The sequence below is a fragment of the Streptomyces sp. NPDC058674 genome (genome assembly GCF_042716505.1).
In the GTDB taxonomy this organism is placed as follows: Bacteria; Actinomycetota; Actinomycetes; order Streptomycetales; family Streptomycetaceae; genus Streptomyces.
The window spans coordinates 1-14,639 of the sequence record NZ_JBHXSC010000062.1 but is presented as its reverse complement, the minus strand read 5'-3'; the positions used below and the strand labels follow the sequence as shown (position 1 = coordinate 14,639).

The following is a 14,639-nucleotide window of genomic DNA, read 5'->3' as shown; positions in this document are numbered from 1 at the left end:
GACCGTGCTCCACCCCGCAGCCGCCACCGGCCCCGCCACGCCCGTCACCGACCGGGCGTGGCGGGGCCTGCGGTGGTTCCTGCTCCGCGACCGCCAGGCCCCGCCGGTCCCGTCCGCCGCGCACCCGTACACGTACGCACACCCCTCCCCGCCCGGTCCCGCGGACGTCCGCGCCCACCCCCGCGGGGAGGGCCCCGCACCCACGGTCAGCGCGCTGTACCACGCGCACCGGCTCGGCATGGTCCGCCTGGCGGTGCTCCTCGTCGACGACACGGCCACCGCGGAGGACGTGGTCCAGGACGCCTTCACCGCGCTGTACCGCCGCCACGGCGAACACATCACCGAGGTGGACAACGCCTTGGGCTACCTGCGCACCGCCGTGGTCAACACCTCGCGCTCCGTGCTGCGCCGCAGGCGCACCGTCCGGGCCTGGACCCCGCCCGCGGCGGCCGACGTACCGTCCGCGGAAGCACACGTCGTCCTCGACGAGGCCCACCGCGAGGTGCTGGCCGCGCTCGGTCGGCTGACCCCGCGGCGCCGGCAGGTCCTGGTGCTGCGGTACTGGGCCGACCTCAGCGAGGCGGAGATAGCGGACACGCTCGGAATCAGTCGGGGTTCCGTCAAGTCGAACGCGAGCCGCGGACTGGATGCGCTGCAACGGATTCTGGAGGGTCGGATATGACGCGCACCCCGCACGACGGCGAACACCCCGCGGAGCTGCGGCTGCGACAGGCCCTCGACGCCCGCGCCGCCGCGGTCACCGTCCGCGCGCTGCGGCCCGCGGACCCGCCCGGTCCGCACCTGAGGAGGTCTCCGCTCGTCCGGCTACGGGGCTTCGCCCTGCCCCTGGCCGGACTCGCCGCGGCGGCGGCCGCGCTGGTGGGGTACCTGGTCCTCGCACCGGACCGGGCCCCGCTGCGTCCGGCGCCGCCGGCCGCGCCCCCGGAGCTCACTCCGTCCACCTCTGCGGCGCCCTCCCCGGGACCGGCCTCCCCCCGCCACCCCTCGCCGTCGGTGACCCCGCAACCGGACGGGACGGGGCCCTCCGCGATCCCGTCGGCGCCCCCGGCCACCTCACCGCAGCAGCCGACGCGCCCCGGCCCGACCCCGTCGCCGACGAGGCCGGCGCGGCCGCCGTCCTCGTCGGCGCTCCCGCCGTCGCTGTCCCCGTCGCCGTCGTCCCCGCCGGCGGCTCCCCACACGTCCCCGGCCGCCCCCACGCCGACCCGCTGAGTGCCGTGGCCGGGAGGGTCCACCCGGCCGCGGCGCCCGGACGGCACCAGGACGCCCCGGGCCGGAACCGGTCAGGATCGGAGAAGCGCGGCGCGCGGAGCGTCCGTAGCGTGAGGTGCAGGGCCGGCGGAAAGCGCCGGCGGGGGCGATCGCACGGGCCCCCCGACCGCGTCCACACCACAGGAGTCACCATGTCCGGTTCTGCCACCCAGGGAATCAAGACCGTCCTGCACCCCGTCTCCGACCTGGCGGCGGCCAAGGCGGTCTACGCCGCCCTGCTCGGCGTACCGCCGGAGACCGACGAGTCGTACTACGTCGGCTTCGAGGCCGCGGGCCAGCACATCGGGCTGGTGCCCAGCGGCGGACCGCAGGGACTGACCTCGGCGGTGGCCTACTGGCACGTGCCGGACATCGAGGCGAAGCTCGCCGAGGTCACGGCCGCGGGCGCCACCGTGAAGGACGCCGTGAAGGACGTCGGCGGCGGCCGTCTGGTCGCCACCGTCACCGACCCCGACGGCAACCTCCTCGGACTGCTCCAGGACCGCTGAGCACCGGCGCCCGGCCGGACCGCCGCTCCGGCCACGGCCCCGCCTCCCGGTCGGCCGCCAAGCCCCCTCCCTCCCGGCCGGCCGCCGGTCCGGTCGACGCCCGGACGCGGCGGCCGGAGCCGGTTAGATTGCCAGGCGACACCCACGGAGACCGCGGGGGCGGTCCCGAGCACCGGATCACGGATACAGATCAGATGGAGACACGATGAGCAGGGCTCAGGGGACGGACACGGACACGCAGCCGCCCGCGCCGCACGACGCGGACCGCCACGACGTGATCCGCGTGCACGGCTCGCGCGTGAACAACCTCAAGGACGTCAGCATCGAGATCCCGAAGCGGCGGCTGACGGTGTTCACCGGTGTGTCCGGCTCGGGCAAGAGCTCGCTGGTGTTCAACACGATCGCCGCGGAGTCGCAGCGGCTGATCAACGAGACCTACAGCGCCTTCGTCCAGGGCTTCATGCCGACGCTGGCGCGGCCCGACGTGGACGTCCTCGAAGGCCTCACCACGGTGATCACCGTCGACCAGCAGCGGATGGGCGCCGACCCGCGCTCGACGGTCGGCACCGCCACCGACGCCAACGCGATGCTCCGCATCCTCTTCAGCCGGCTCGGCAAGCCGCACATCGGTCCGCCCGGCGCGTACGCCTTCAACGTGCCCTCGGTCCGGGCGAGCGGCGCCATCACGGTGGAGCGCGGTGCCAAGAAGACGGTGAAGGCGACCTTCAACCGGACCGGCGGCATGTGCACGCGCTGCGAGGGCCGGGGCGCCGTCTCCGACATCGACCTCACCCAGCTGTACGACGACTCCAAGTCGCTCGCCGAAGGTGCGTTCACCATCCCCGGCTGGAAGTCCGACAGTTTCTGGACGGTACGGGTCTACGCCGAGTCCGGCCTCCTCGACCCGGACAAGCCGATCCGGAAGTTCACCAAGAAGGAGATGCAGGACTTCCTCTACCGGGAGCCGACCAAGGTGAAGGTCGAGGGCGTGAACCTCACCTACGAGGGGCTGATTCCCAAGATCCAGAAGTCGTTCCTGTCCAAGGACAAGGAGGCGATGCAGCCGCACATCAGGGCGTTCGTCGAGCGGGCGGTCACCTTCACGACCTGCCCCGAGTGCGACGGGACCCGGCTGAGCGAGGAGGCCCGCTCCTCGAAGATCGAGCAGATCAGCATCGCGGACGCCTGCGCGATGCAGATCAGCGACCTGTCCGCATGGGTCCGGGGCCTCGACGACCCGTCGGTGGCGCCGCTGCTCGCCGCTCTGCGGCAGACCCTCGACTCGTTCGTGGAGATCGGCCTCGGCTACCTGTCGCTCGACCGGTCGGCGGGCACGCTGTCGGGCGGTGAGGCGCAGCGGGTGAAGATGATCCGCCACCTCGGCTCCGCGCTCACCGACACCACCTACGTCTTCGACGAGCCGACCGCGGGCCTGCACCCGCACGACATCCAGCGGATGAACGACCTGCTGCTGCGGTTGCGGGACAAGGGGAACACGGTGCTCGTCGTGGAGCACAAGCCGGAGACGATCGCGATCGCCGACCACGTCGTCGACCTGGGGCCCGGCGCGGGCACCGGGGGCGGCACGGTGTGCTTCGAGGGCACCGTCGAGGGACTGCGGACCGGCGGCACCGTCACCGGCCGCCACTTCGACGACCGGGCCTCCCTCAAGGAGACCCTGCGCAAGCCCACGGGGACCTTGGAGATCCGCGGGGCGACGGCGAACAACCTGCACGATGTCGACGTCGACATCCCGCTCGGGGTCCTGACCGTCATCACCGGTGTCGCCGGGTCCGGCAAGAGTTCGCTGGTGCACGGGTCGATCCCGGCCCGTGAGGGCGTGGTGTCGGTGGACCAGAGCCCGATCCGCGGCTCGCGCCGCAGCAATCCGGCGACGTACACCGGGCTGCTCGACCCGATCCGCAAGGCGTTCGCCAAGGCCAACGGCGTCAAGCCGGCGCTGTTCAGCGCCAACTCCGAGGGCGCCTGCCCCGCCTGCAACGGTGCGGGCGTCATCTACACCGACCTCGGGATGATGGCCGGCGTCGCCACCACCTGCGAGGACTGCGAGGGGAGGCGGTTCGACGCCTCGGTGCTGGAGTACCGCCTCGGCGGCCGGGACATCAGCGAGGTGCTGGCGATGTCGGTGACCGAGGCCGAGGTGTTCTTCGGCTCCGGCGAGGCGCACACGCCCGCCGCGCACCGCGTCCTGCAGCGCCTCGCCGACGTCGGCCTCGGCTACCTCAGCCTCGGCCAGCCGCTCACCACGCTGTCCGGCGGCGAGCGGCAGCGGCTCAAGCTGGCCACGCACATGGCGGACAAGGGCGGCGTCTACATCCTGGACGAGCCGACCACCGGCCTGCACCTCGCCGACGTGGAACAGCTGCTCGGCCTGCTCGACCGGCTCGTCGACTCCGGCAAGTCGGTCATCGTCGTCGAGCACCACCAGGCGGTCATGGCGCACGCCGACTGGATCATCGACCTCGGCCCGGGGGCCGGCCACGACGGCGGCCGGATCGTCTTCGAGGGCCCCCCGGCGGACCTCGTCGCGGACCGCTCCACCCTCACCGGCGAGCACCTCGCGGCGTACGTCGGCTCCTGACGCCCGCCCCGTCACGCCACCACTGCCGCGCGCCGGACCGGGACGGCACCCGTCCGGCGCGCGGCAGAGCCGTGTCCCCGTCGTGTGCCCCTCGGCTCAGGCCGCCGGGGCCGTGCTCTCCACCGCCGCGACCAGCGGGGCGAGTGCCGGGTTCCGACCGGCCTCGTCCAGGGCTTCGCGCAGGGCGGCGTCATTCGTCGGGCGGGCCGCGGCCAGGAGGGCCAGGCCCGCTTCGCTCACGTCGGTGTAGATGCCGCGCCGGTCGGTGTCGCAGATGTAGCGGTTCAGCAGGCCGCGGTCCTCCAGCCTGCTGACCAGCCGGGTCGTCGCGCTCTGGCTGAGCACCACCGCGTCCGCGACCTGGTGCATGCGCAGGTGCCCGCCCGGTCCGCTGTGCTGGCGGCTGAGCACGTCGAGCAGCGAGTACTCGCGCACGCTGAGCCCGTGCCCCGCCTGGAGGGCCCGCTCGATGTGCGTCTCGATCCGGCCGTGCAGGAGGGAGAGGGCGCACCAGCCCTGGGCGAGGGCGGTGAGTGCGCTGTCCGTGGCCGTCATGGGCTCCTCCACTGCGGTGCCGGTGGGTGTGGTGCTGGTCTGCGGTGCGTGCGGTTGCCCCCCAGGATAGGCCACCTGTGCAATATCCCGCGCTTGCAAATATCCCGCGTCTGCAATTAATGTGGACGCACGTAAGCAGCGACAGCAACCGTACGTCGCCCCGCCGGCCGCGCGCCGCGCCCCCGCGCCACCACCTCCCTGAAGGGCACCTCCCTCATGCCTCTCGCACTCCTCGCCCTGGCCATCGGGGCCTTCGGGATCGGCACCACCGAATTCGTGATCATGGGCCTGCTCCCCGAGGTCGCCGCCGACTACGGCGTCTCGATCCCCACCGCAGGGTTCCTCGTCACCGGCTACGCCCTCGGCGTGGTCCTCGGCGCGCCGCTGATGACCGTCCTCGGCACCCGCATCCCCCGCAAGCGGATGCTGATGCTGCTCATGGGCCTGTTCATCGCGGGCAACGTCCTCTCCGCCCTCGCCCCGGCCTTCGGCGTCATGCTCACCGGGCGCGTCGTCGCCTCCCTCGCGCACGGCGCCTTCTTCGGCATCGGGGCGGTCGTCGCGGCGGAGCTCGTCGCCCCCGAGAAGAAGGCCGGCGCCATCGCCATGATGTTCACCGGCCTGACCGTCGCCAACGTCGTCGGCGTCCCCCTCGGCACCCTCGTCGGACAGACCCTCGGCTGGCGCGTCACCTTCCTGATCGTCGCCGGACTCGGCGTCCTCGGCCTGCTCGGCATCGCCAAGCTGGTGCCCGAACTGCCCCGGCCCGCCGCAGGCGTCCGCATCCGCAGCGAACTCGCCGCCTTCCGCAACGTCCAGGTCCTGCTCGCGATGGCGATGACCGTCCTCGGCTTCGGCGGGGTCTTCGCCGCCATCACCTACATCACCCCGATGATGACCAACGTCGCCGGCTTCGCCGACACCTCCGTGACCTGGCTCCTCGTCCTCTTCGGACTCGGCATGGTCGCCGGCAACCTCATCGGCGGGCGGTACGCCGACCGCGCCCTGATGCCGATGCTGTACACCTCCCTCGGCGCCCTCGCCGTCACGCTCGCGCTCTTCACGCTGACCGCCCACAGCAAGGCCGGGGCCGCCGTCACCGTCGTGCTCATCGGCGCCCTCGGCTTCGCGACCGTCCCGCCGCTCCAGAAGCGGGTCCTCGACCAGGCCGCCGGCGCCCCCACCCTGGCCTCCGCCGTCAACATCGGCGCCTTCAACCTCGGCAACGCCCTCGCCGCCTGGCTCGGCGGGGTCGTCATCGCCGCCGGCCTCGGCTGGACCGCCCCGAACTGGGTCGGCGCCGCGCTGGCCGCCGCCGCCCTGGCACTGGCCCTCGTGTCCGGCGCCCTGGAGCGCCGCAGCGCCGCCCACCCCGGCGGCGCCGGCCGGATCGTCGCCTCCGGGACGGCGGAGGGCGAACCGGCCGCCGTCCCCGCCCACCGGTGACCCCCGTCCCCGCCCACGGGTGACCCGCCTCCGGGTCGCGTGACCCTGTCCCCCGTGCCAGGTTGGTACGGGGGACAGGGGCGCACGGGGACAGGGGTGCATGATGCGGAATCCGAGGCTTCACATGAGGGTCCATGTCATGGCGACGGCCACCGTCGCCGCGCTCGCCACCCTCGCCGTCCCGGCCTGCACCGCCGCCACCGACGGGGCCCGGCCGTCCGCGGCGCCCACCCCCGGCGCCGGCACGGCGTCCTCCGCCCCCGCCGAGCCCACCCCGACCCCCACCCGGTCCTACCCGCTGTCGGCCGCACCGCGCACCGTCCCCGCCGTACGCGCACACGAACCGGCCCGCGGCCCCGGCTGGAAGCCCGCCGCCGCGGCCCGGGTGACCGTCCGCCCCGGCGACGCCAGGGCCCTCACCGACGAGGCGAAGCTGCTCGCCGGCGAACTGCGCATGGGCTTCGCCGAGACGCAGGACCCGCGCCCCGGCGACGTGCAGCTGGCCCTGGACACCGGCGGCGCCGGGAAGCCCGAGTCGTACACCCTCACCGTCAAGGACGGCCGGGCCGCGATCACCGGCCCCGACGAGGCCGGCGTGTTCTACGGTACCCGCACGCTGAAACAGGCCGTGAAGACCGCCGGCTCCGCCCCCGAGGGCACCGTGCGCGACGCCCCGGCCCGCCCGCAGCGCGGACTCAACCTCGACATCGCGCGCAAGAACTTCACCCCGGACTGGATCGAGGACCGGCTCCGGGAGATGGGCGACCTCAAGCTCAACCAGCTCGGCCTGCACTTCTCCGACGACCAGGCCTTCCGGATCCAGTCCGACACCCACCCCGAGATCGTCTCCACCCCGCACCTCACCAAGGCGGACGTCCGCAGGATCACGGCCCTCGCCGCGAGCCGGCACATCACCGTCGTCCCCGAGATCGACTCGCCGGGACACCTCGGCGCGGTCCTGCGCGCCCACCCCGACCTGCAACTGCGCGACGTGGGGGGCAAGGCGGTCAAGGGCGCGGTCGACATATCCGACCCGGCGGCGGCGAAGCTCATCGACGAACTGCTCCGCGAATACCTGCCGCTCTTCCCCGGCGGAGCGTGGCACCTGGGCGCCGACGAGTACCAGGCCCTCGTCGTCCGCGACCCGCAGGCCTCCTTCCCGCAGCTCGCCGCGGCGGCCCGGCAGCGGTTCGGGCCCACCGCGCGCGTCCAGGACCTGGCGACGGGCTGGCTGAACGACCGCGCCGACGTGGTCCGCCCCTCGGGCAAGGCACTCAAGGCCTGGAACGACGGCTTCTTCGCGGGCGGCGTGACGAGCGCGGCCAAGGACATCCAGGTCGAGTACTGGACCGGCAAGGAGATCGGCGCCCGCCCCCCGCTGGAGTACCTGCGCGAGGGACGCAAGGTCGTCAACCTCAACGACGAGTACCTCTACTACGTGCTCGGCGAACCGAACGAGTTCACCTACCCCACGGGCCGGCGCATCTACGAGGAGTGGACCCCCCTGGTCCTGCGCGGCACCACCGCGGTGCCCGCCCGCTACGGGCCGCAGATCCTCGGCGCCCGGCTCGCCGTCTGGTGCGACCTGGCCGGCGCCCAGACGCAGGCGCAGGTGGCCGCCGGAATCCGGACGCCGCTGGCCGCGCTCTCCCAGAAGGTGTGGGACGACCGCGCGCCCCAGCGGCCGTGGGCCGAGTTCACGGCACTCGCGGACCGGCTCTGAGACCTGTCGGCCCCGCACGCGGACCACGGGCCCCGGCCCCGGTCCGTGCGCCGGGGCGGGGCGCTACGGGCGCGCCGCCCGCTGCCGGCGCCGCTGGAACCACTGCCCCAGAAGCGGCAGCGCCATGGCCACCGTCAGCGTCCAGGCACCCGCGAAAGCCCAGAGCAGGGGTTGCGACACGGTGACCGACGCGGCGACGAAGAGTCCCGCCGTCACCGCGCCGAGCAGCCAGGCCGCCACGGCGCGGTGCGGGCGGTGCGTGGAGCGCAGCACCCGGTTCAAGGAGCGGTCCGACCTGAGGTCGTCCTCGATCGCGGAGAGGGCACGCTGCTCGCGGTCCGAGAGTCCGGCTCCGTCCATGGCGACGTACCTCCGTCGTCTCGGCCCGGCCGCGGAACGCGGTCGCAGCCTCTGACCGGCCCCTACCCCTCCTGACCCGGCCCAACCCCGGCCGGTCCGGTCACCAGATGGAGTTGACCCACTCCGGGTGGTCGATGAAGGGGTTCCGGTTGTGCTGGTAGGTGTCGAATATGACCTGGTTCCGGCGCTTCTCGAAGGCGTCCGGCGGGTCCTGCTGGTTCCACTGCTTGAGGACGCTGATCCGGCCCGTGGCCGGGGCGGAGCCGTTGTTCACCCTGTCGTTGGGCTCCAGGTCGGCGAAGCCGTCGCCGCCGTCGTAGCGGACGGCCATGTAGAGGATCATCCGGGCCACGTCGCCCTTGACCGCGTTGCGCGGCTCGAAGGAGTCGGCGTCGGTGAGGCTGCCGGGGGCTTCGGCGACGGGGCCGCCGCCCATGTCGAAGTCCTTGTTGCCGCGGGTGCTGTTGACGGTGACGTCCTCGGGCCGGAGGTGGTGCAGGTCGGTGCCCGGCCCGGTGGCGGTGCCGAAGTCCCCGTGGCTCTTGGCCCATACGTGCTCGCGGTTCCAGTCGTTGGCCCCGCCGCCGTTGGTGGACTTGGACTGGGAGCGCCCGGAGTAGAGCAGGATCACGTTGTTGGCGTTCGCCGGGTCCTGGTCCGTCACCTTGAGGGCGTTCCAGACACCGTCGTAGGTCACCTTGGACTGGGTCTTGATGATGTCGTGCAGGGCGGTCTTGAGCGCGGGCCCGGTCTTGCCCTCGGCGGCGGCGTAGTACGGCTCCAGGGCGACGGGGCCGGCCGCGGCGGCGTGGGGAGCCGCCGTCCGCTCCGGGCCGGCGGAGGCGGTGGCCGGAACGGCCACCAGAGCGGCGGCCGCGAGGCCGGCCGCCCAGGGAGTGATGCGGGAGATTCTCATGACGTGGGGGTACCTCTCCACACGCACCGCCCCCACCAGTGCAGTTGGTGGGGTGTCAGGTGGCAGAGCGAGGCTCACATTGTCATGTGCCGAACAGATGAAGACCATGTGTCGGTACGGCGGATCTTGGTGGCGCCGTCGGGGCCCGAGGCGCGGTCCGTGGCCGGAACCGGACGGTCCGCCGCCACCACCCGGCGGAGCGGCCCGGTCCGGCCCTTCGTACACTCGCCGCGTGAGCGATGTCAGGTGCACGCACTGCGGCCTCGTCGGCCTGAAGCCGGGATTCGTCGAGGACGCCGGGGACGGGGCCCGGGGCTACGCCCGCTGGATCGCAGGACCGCTGGAACGCGGCCTGCTCGGCGGGGCGAAGCGCCTGGGACGGCCCCGCCGCCAGATCGACGCCTACCGGTGCCCGGGGTGCGGGCACCTCGAACTCTTCGCCACCCACGCCGTCTGAGTCGCGGCCGCCGACCGCCGCGGGGGCGAGGGGCTCCCGGGGCCGGGCCGTCAGCCGACGACGGTGATCTGCGGGGCCGGGTCGTACTTGTAGTTGGCCGGGCCGAAGTTCTTCTTGACGGCCTCTTCCCAGGCGCCGTCCGCGACCATCTTCTTGAGCGCCGCGTTGATCTTGCGCTGGAGATCCTTGGCACCCTTCTTGACGCCGATGCCGTAGTTCTCGTTGCTCAGGCTGAGCCCGATCAGCCGGAACTTGCCCTCGTTGCCCTTCTGGGCGGCGTACCCGGCCAGGATGGAGTTGTCGGTGGTCATGGCGTCGGCCATGTTCTCCTGCAGCGCGACGACGCACTCCGAATAGCCCGGCAGCTCCAGCAGGCTCGCCTTCGGGGCGAGGTTCTTCTTGACGTTCTCCGCCGAGGTGGAACCGGTCACCGAGCAGAGCCGCTTGCTGTTCAGGTCCTCCGCCTTGGTGATGCTGGTGTCGTTGGCGCGGACGAGCAGGTCCTGGTGCGCGACGAGGTACGGGCCGGCGAAGTCGACCTTCTCCTTGCGCTTGTCGTTGATCGAGAAGCTCGCGGCGACGAAGTCCACCTCGTTGTACTCGATCAGCAGCTCGCGGTCGTTGCTGTAGACCTGCCTGAAGTCGATGGAGTCGGGCTTGTGGCCGAGCTCCTTCGCCACGTACCTGGCGACGTCCACGTCGAACCCGGAGAAGGTGCCGTCCGCCTCGCGCAGTCCGATGCCGGGCTGGTCGAACTTGATGCCGATGGAGATCCCCTTGGCCTCGTCGTCGCCGCCGCCGCACCCGGAGGTGGTCAGGGCGAGTGCGATCACTGCGGCGACCGCTCCGGCCTGGGGAACCTTCATGTTGCACTCTTTCCTGGGGAACGCCGGGCGTGCGCAGGGATCACCGGCGCACGTGGAACCGCGGGAACGTCGGGGTACGTCCTCACACGCGTACGAGGAAGCTAGGAAGGCAACGGCCGCAGCGTCACTAGATCTGAGTAAAACTTGAGGATAACGATCCGGATCGGCCGCAGAATCCGTTGCGGAACCGGGTCGGAGCGGGATAAAGGGGTGGGCATGGGATCAGGTCCGGTACGCGTCGACGGAAGCACGCTGCTGCTGGGCGAGGGGGTGCGCGTCCGGTTCATCCGCACGCTGCGGCTGCCCGAGTCGGGCACGCACGCGCTGCCCCCGGGACTCGGCGACTTCCCGCTGCGCCGGGTGGAGGACCACCCGGACACGGTGCCGCCCGAGTGGCTGGCGAAGGGCGGCGTGATGCTGCCCGTGTACCTGCGCGAGGCCATGTGGCTCAGCTTCGGCGGGACCGTCGAGCCCGCGGCCCTTCAGGTCGGCGTCGGCAAGGTGTGCGCCGTCTCCGGGGAGCGCTGGACGGGCCGGCTGGCCCGGACCCCGCAGAACTACCTGGTGCTGCCCCGGCAGCCGTGGCTGGACGGGATCAACTCGGGCAAGGGCACGGTGCGCCAGTTCGTGGCCGTACCGCTGGGACTCGGTGCCACCGTCGAGGGCCAGGTCACCGGGGAGGAGACCACCGGCGGGGTGCAGCTCCAGGCGTTCGGGCTCGGTGCGTCGGCACTGGCCGAGTGGCGCAGGGCGGAGCGGGCGCGCCTCCGGCCGCCCGTACCGCCGCCGTACGGCCCCCAGCCCCCCGGAGCGCCGGGAGCGCCCGCCGGCTTCGGCGGGTACGGGGGTCCGCCCCCCATGTCGCTGCATGCCGCTCCGGGCGGCTTCCCGCAGCCCGGAGCGGCGCGTGCGCGCGGCGCCGCGGCCCCGCCCGCGGCGGCGCCCGCGATGGGCCTGGGCGCGGGCGGCTCCATGCACCAGGAGGTGTACCGGGACGACCGGCCGCTGTCCGACTGGGACTCCGAGCCGGCCGCGCGGGTCTTCGTCCACCTGGTGACCCCGCCCGCGTGGCGGCGCATCACCGGGGAGGAGCCGCCGCCGTCACCGGTGGACCGGGCGGCCTACACCAGGGCCGGGCTGCCCTGGTTCGACTACTACGACGAGTCCGCCGCCGACCTGGCGCCCGCTGACTCCCTGAGCGGGGTCAAGCCGGTGGGGGAGTGGCTTGGCGACGACCACAGCCCGTGGGCGGAGCCGGTACCCGGTCAGATCCAGCCGCTCGGGAACGCGCCGAGGCCCGGCAAACCCGTGCAGGACGGCGACTGGTGACCGCGCGGGCAGCCCGCTGACGGCCGGGATCGTGCGGTCGCACGGTCCGCGTGCCCTACCGCGTGGGAGCATGTCCCGTGCAGAGCGCGGCAAATGGAGGGGGAGTCCCGTGACAGGTGTACGCAAGGGTCTGGCCAAGGTGGAGGTCGCGCTGCGGTGGGACCCGAGCCGCAGGGGCACGCCCGCGAACGACCTGGACATCGTCGTCGCCGTCTACGGCGCCGCCGACCTGTACGGGACCCCGGTCCACCTGGTCCACTTCGGCAGCCGCTCGGCCGACGGGACCATCACCTTGAACCGGGACAGCCACACCGGCCAGGGCTTCGGCTTCGACGAGGTCATGACCATCGAACTCGACCGCATGGCGGCGGACCTGCGCCGCGTAGTGGTGGGCGTGGTCATACAGCGCGAGGGGGCGGCCGACCACGGCAAGACCTTCGCCGACATAGAGGGGACCGGGATCCGCATCCGCGAGGGCCACGCCGAACTGGCTGTCTTCGGCTTCGACTCGGTCCCGGCGGCGACCGCGGTCACCGTCGCCGACTTCACCAGGGACGGCGCGGGCGTGTGGTCGCTCGACGCGCGGCTGCGGGGCTTCGACACCGACCCGGAGGAGTACACCCGGGTCATGGGCGGCGTCCACTGACGACGCCGGCCGTCCGGACCGTCGCGGTCCGCACGGATCGGGCGGCGGCACTCCTCGAGTGAGTACCGCCGCCCGGTCCGGGTGGCGCGCTGCCGCCGTCCCCACGAGGCAGCGCGGGCGGTCCGCCGTCCGGTCATCGGGACGGCGGTCCGCCGGTATCAGGGGGCCGTGCCGTCCGGGGGTCCGGGCGGGGTCAGGCCCAGGGCGGGCAGCAGGGCCGCGTCGACGAAGCGGACCAGGTAATCGGCGTCCGCGTAACGGCCTTCGAGTACGGGCCGGATGCGGAGCACGCCCATCAGCTGCGCCGGGAGGAACTCCACGGCCGGGTGGTCCGCGGCGATCTCCCCCCGCGCCACGGCCCGCGCCACCATCACGTCGAAGGCGGCCAGCTCCGGCCCGATCAACGCTTCGCGCAACGCGGCCTGGAGCTCCTCGTCGCTCAGGACGGCATGCCCGAGTGCCTGCATCAGGCGGGTGTCCCGCCCCGAGGTGCAGCCCGCGATCCGCGCCGCCTCGCGCAGGTCGCCCGCAAGCGTCCCGGTGTCCACCGCGACCAGCGTGCCCCGCCGGCCGGCGCGCAGCGCCGCGGCGACGAGCCGGGGCTTGGTCTTCCACTGCCGGTACAGCGTGGACTTCCCACAACTGGCCCGGGCGGCGATCCCCTCCATGGTGAGGGCCTCGTAACCGTGCTCGCGCAGCTGTTCCAGGACGGCGTCGTAGAACTCCTGCTCCCGCTCCGGGCTGATCTTGGAGCGGCGCGCGGTGACCGGCGTCGACGTCATGGGGTGCGGCTCTCCTCGAAGGGTCCTCGGCAGCGGGTTCCGCCAGGGACTATACCGGAACGCGAGCGTATCGGTACACCTGCGTATCGATACGTGAATGTATCGATACACTGGCGTGTCGATGTGCGCGTCAAGGAAGAGAGACCGGGGGATGAACTCCCACACCACACCTGCCGGGCCGGCAGCCGGACCGAGAGCCGCGCGCCGCCGCCTCATACGCGAACTGCTGCTCGTCGCCGGGCTGTTCGTCGTCTACAAGGCGGGCCGCACCCTCTCGACGGGCCGTACGGACGAGGCCTTCCGCAACGCCGCGCGGATCTGGGACGCCGAGCGCGCCCTGCACCTGCCGGGTGAGGGCGCGGTCCAAGCGCTGCTGCTCCACGGGGACACCCTCGTGCACGCCGCGAACACCTACTACGCGGCCGTCCACTTCCCCGCGACCGCCCTCTTCCTGGTCTGGCTCTACGTGCGCAGGCCGGAGCACTACCTGTGGGCCCGCAGGGTCCTGGCCGTCCTCACCGCAGCGGCCCTCGCGCTGCACCTGACCTTCCCGCTCGCGCCCCCGCGGATGCTCGACGCGGCCCGCCTCGTCGACACCGGCCAGGTGTACGGGCCGACCGTCTACGGGGCCGCCCCCGGGGCCGACACGATGGCCAACCAGTTCGCCGCCATGCCCTCGCTGCACGTCGGCTGGGCGCTGATGGTCGCGCTGGGCATGATCGCCGCCACCCGCCCGAAGGCTCCGCCGTCCGGGAGGAAGCCGGGCCGCCTGCGCCTGCTGTGGCTGCTGCACCCCCTGCTGACACTGTTCGTGGTCGTCGGCACGGCGAACCACTACTGGCTCGACGCGATCGTGGTGTCCGTGCTGCTCGGGGCCGCCCTGCTGCTGGTTCCCCGACCGGCCCCGGGGGTGACCCGGGCCACCGGCGGCCCCGGCGAACGGCTCGCCGGGACGGACCCCGAGGCCGCCCCGGGGGCAGCCGGAGCGGGTGCCGCTGCCGCTGCCGGCTCCGGTGGGGCCTCCGGCCTGGTCGCGCCGACCGGAACCGGTGCCGGCGGTGGCGGGCTCGGCGGGGCCCGCGGCCCGAGCGCGCCTGCTGGTGCCGGTGGCGGTGCCGATACGGGCGGGGCCCGCGGTCTGGCCGTGTCTGCCGAGGCCGAGGCCGAGGCCGAGGC

The 14,639-nt window shown here is 73.1% G+C and carries 15 protein-coding genes; 10 read left to right on the top strand and 5 right to left on the bottom strand.

What is annotated here, in order from left to right:
• The first annotated feature begins 4 nt into the window (after positions 1 to 4).
• From ACFWU6_RS26280 to ACFWU6_RS26265, 4 genes are all read left to right on the top strand, one after another.
• Positions 5 to 682: an RNA polymerase sigma factor gene (locus tag ACFWU6_RS26280; protein WP_383983391.1), complete on the top strand. Its 678-nt coding sequence runs from the start codon at positions 5 to 7 to the stop codon at positions 680 to 682.
• Positions 679 to 1,233 (top strand): hypothetical protein, encoded by a 555-nt coding sequence (locus tag ACFWU6_RS26275; RefSeq protein ID WP_383983389.1) that lies wholly within the window; start codon positions 679 to 681, stop codon positions 1,231 to 1,233. The genes ACFWU6_RS26280 and ACFWU6_RS26275 overlap by 4 nt, the downstream gene beginning before the upstream one ends.
• 191 nt (positions 1,234 to 1,424) lie before the next feature.
• Complete coding sequence (locus tag ACFWU6_RS26270) at positions 1,425 to 1,781, top strand: VOC family protein (RefSeq protein WP_383805344.1); 357 nt, start codon at positions 1,425 to 1,427, stop codon at positions 1,779 to 1,781.
• 205 nt (positions 1,782 to 1,986) lie between these two features.
• Positions 1,987 to 4,383, top strand: coding sequence for an ATP-binding cassette domain-containing protein (locus ACFWU6_RS26265; RefSeq protein ID WP_383805346.1), 2,397 nt, complete (start codon positions 1,987 to 1,989; stop codon positions 4,381 to 4,383).
• Between the two features lie 96 nt (positions 4,384 to 4,479).
• Here ACFWU6_RS26265 and ACFWU6_RS26260 read toward each other — a convergent pair whose 3' ends face one another.
• Complete coding sequence (locus tag ACFWU6_RS26260; protein ID WP_383805348.1) at positions 4,480 to 4,938, bottom strand: MarR family winged helix-turn-helix transcriptional regulator; 459 nt, start codon at positions 4,936 to 4,938, stop codon at positions 4,480 to 4,482.
• Between the two features lie 216 nt (positions 4,939 to 5,154).
• On the opposite strand from ACFWU6_RS26260, the gene ACFWU6_RS26255 reads away from it, so the two are divergent.
• Together ACFWU6_RS26255 and ACFWU6_RS26250 are read left to right on the top strand one after the other, a co-directional pair.
• Positions 5,155 to 6,384, top strand: a complete 1,230-nt coding sequence (locus ACFWU6_RS26255) for an MFS transporter (RefSeq protein ID WP_383805350.1) — start codon at positions 5,155 to 5,157, stop codon at positions 6,382 to 6,384.
• A gap of 139 nt (positions 6,385 to 6,523) precedes the next feature.
• Positions 6,524 to 8,107, top strand: coding sequence for a family 20 glycosylhydrolase (locus ACFWU6_RS26250; protein WP_383983387.1), 1,584 nt, complete (start codon positions 6,524 to 6,526; stop codon positions 8,105 to 8,107).
• A gap of 63 nt (positions 8,108 to 8,170) precedes the next feature.
• On the opposite strand, the gene ACFWU6_RS26245 is transcribed toward ACFWU6_RS26250, so the two are convergent.
• Positions 8,171 to 8,467 (bottom strand): DUF3040 domain-containing protein, encoded by a 297-nt coding sequence (locus tag ACFWU6_RS26245; protein ID WP_383983385.1) that lies wholly within the window; start codon positions 8,465 to 8,467, stop codon positions 8,171 to 8,173.
• Between the two features lie 100 nt (positions 8,468 to 8,567).
• Positions 8,568 to 9,383, bottom strand: coding sequence for an endonuclease I family protein (locus tag ACFWU6_RS26240; RefSeq protein WP_383805356.1), 816 nt, complete (start codon positions 9,381 to 9,383; stop codon positions 8,568 to 8,570).
• A 232-nt stretch (positions 9,384 to 9,615) separates the two neighbouring features.
• On the opposite strand from ACFWU6_RS26240, the gene ACFWU6_RS26235 reads away from it, so the two are divergent.
• Positions 9,616 to 9,840 (top strand): hypothetical protein, encoded by a 225-nt coding sequence (locus ACFWU6_RS26235; protein ID WP_383983383.1) that lies wholly within the window; start codon positions 9,616 to 9,618, stop codon positions 9,838 to 9,840.
• Between the two features lie 50 nt (positions 9,841 to 9,890).
• Here the strand turns inward: ACFWU6_RS26235 and ACFWU6_RS26230 are convergent, their stop codons facing one another.
• Positions 9,891 to 10,706, bottom strand: coding sequence for a glutamate ABC transporter substrate-binding protein (locus ACFWU6_RS26230; protein ID WP_383805360.1), 816 nt, complete (start codon positions 10,704 to 10,706; stop codon positions 9,891 to 9,893).
• 216 nt (positions 10,707 to 10,922) lie between these two features.
• On the opposite strand from ACFWU6_RS26230, the gene ACFWU6_RS26225 reads away from it, so the two are divergent.
• Both ACFWU6_RS26225 and ACFWU6_RS26220 read left to right on the top strand, forming a co-directional pair.
• Positions 10,923 to 12,035 carry a hypothetical protein gene (locus ACFWU6_RS26225; RefSeq protein ID WP_383983381.1) on the top strand — a complete coding sequence of 371 codons (1,113 nt, stop codon included), beginning with the start codon at positions 10,923 to 10,925 and terminating at the stop codon, positions 12,033 to 12,035.
• Positions 12,036 to 12,144: 109 nt separating this feature from the next.
• Entirely contained in the window at positions 12,145 to 12,681 is a 537-nt protein-coding gene (locus tag ACFWU6_RS26220) for a TerD family protein (RefSeq protein WP_383805364.1), read from the top strand.
• Between the two features lie 158 nt (positions 12,682 to 12,839).
• On the opposite strand, the gene ACFWU6_RS26215 is transcribed toward ACFWU6_RS26220, so the two are convergent.
• On the bottom strand, positions 12,840 to 13,463 hold the full coding sequence (locus ACFWU6_RS26215; protein ID WP_383805366.1) for a TetR/AcrR family transcriptional regulator: 624 nt from the start codon (positions 13,461 to 13,463) through the stop codon (positions 12,840 to 12,842).
• A gap of 151 nt (positions 13,464 to 13,614) precedes the next feature.
• On the opposite strand from ACFWU6_RS26215, the gene ACFWU6_RS26210 reads away from it, so the two are divergent.
• Positions 13,615 to 14,639: phosphatase PAP2 family protein (locus tag ACFWU6_RS26210; RefSeq protein WP_383983379.1), on the top strand; the 1,025-nt coding region annotated here is incomplete at its 3' end.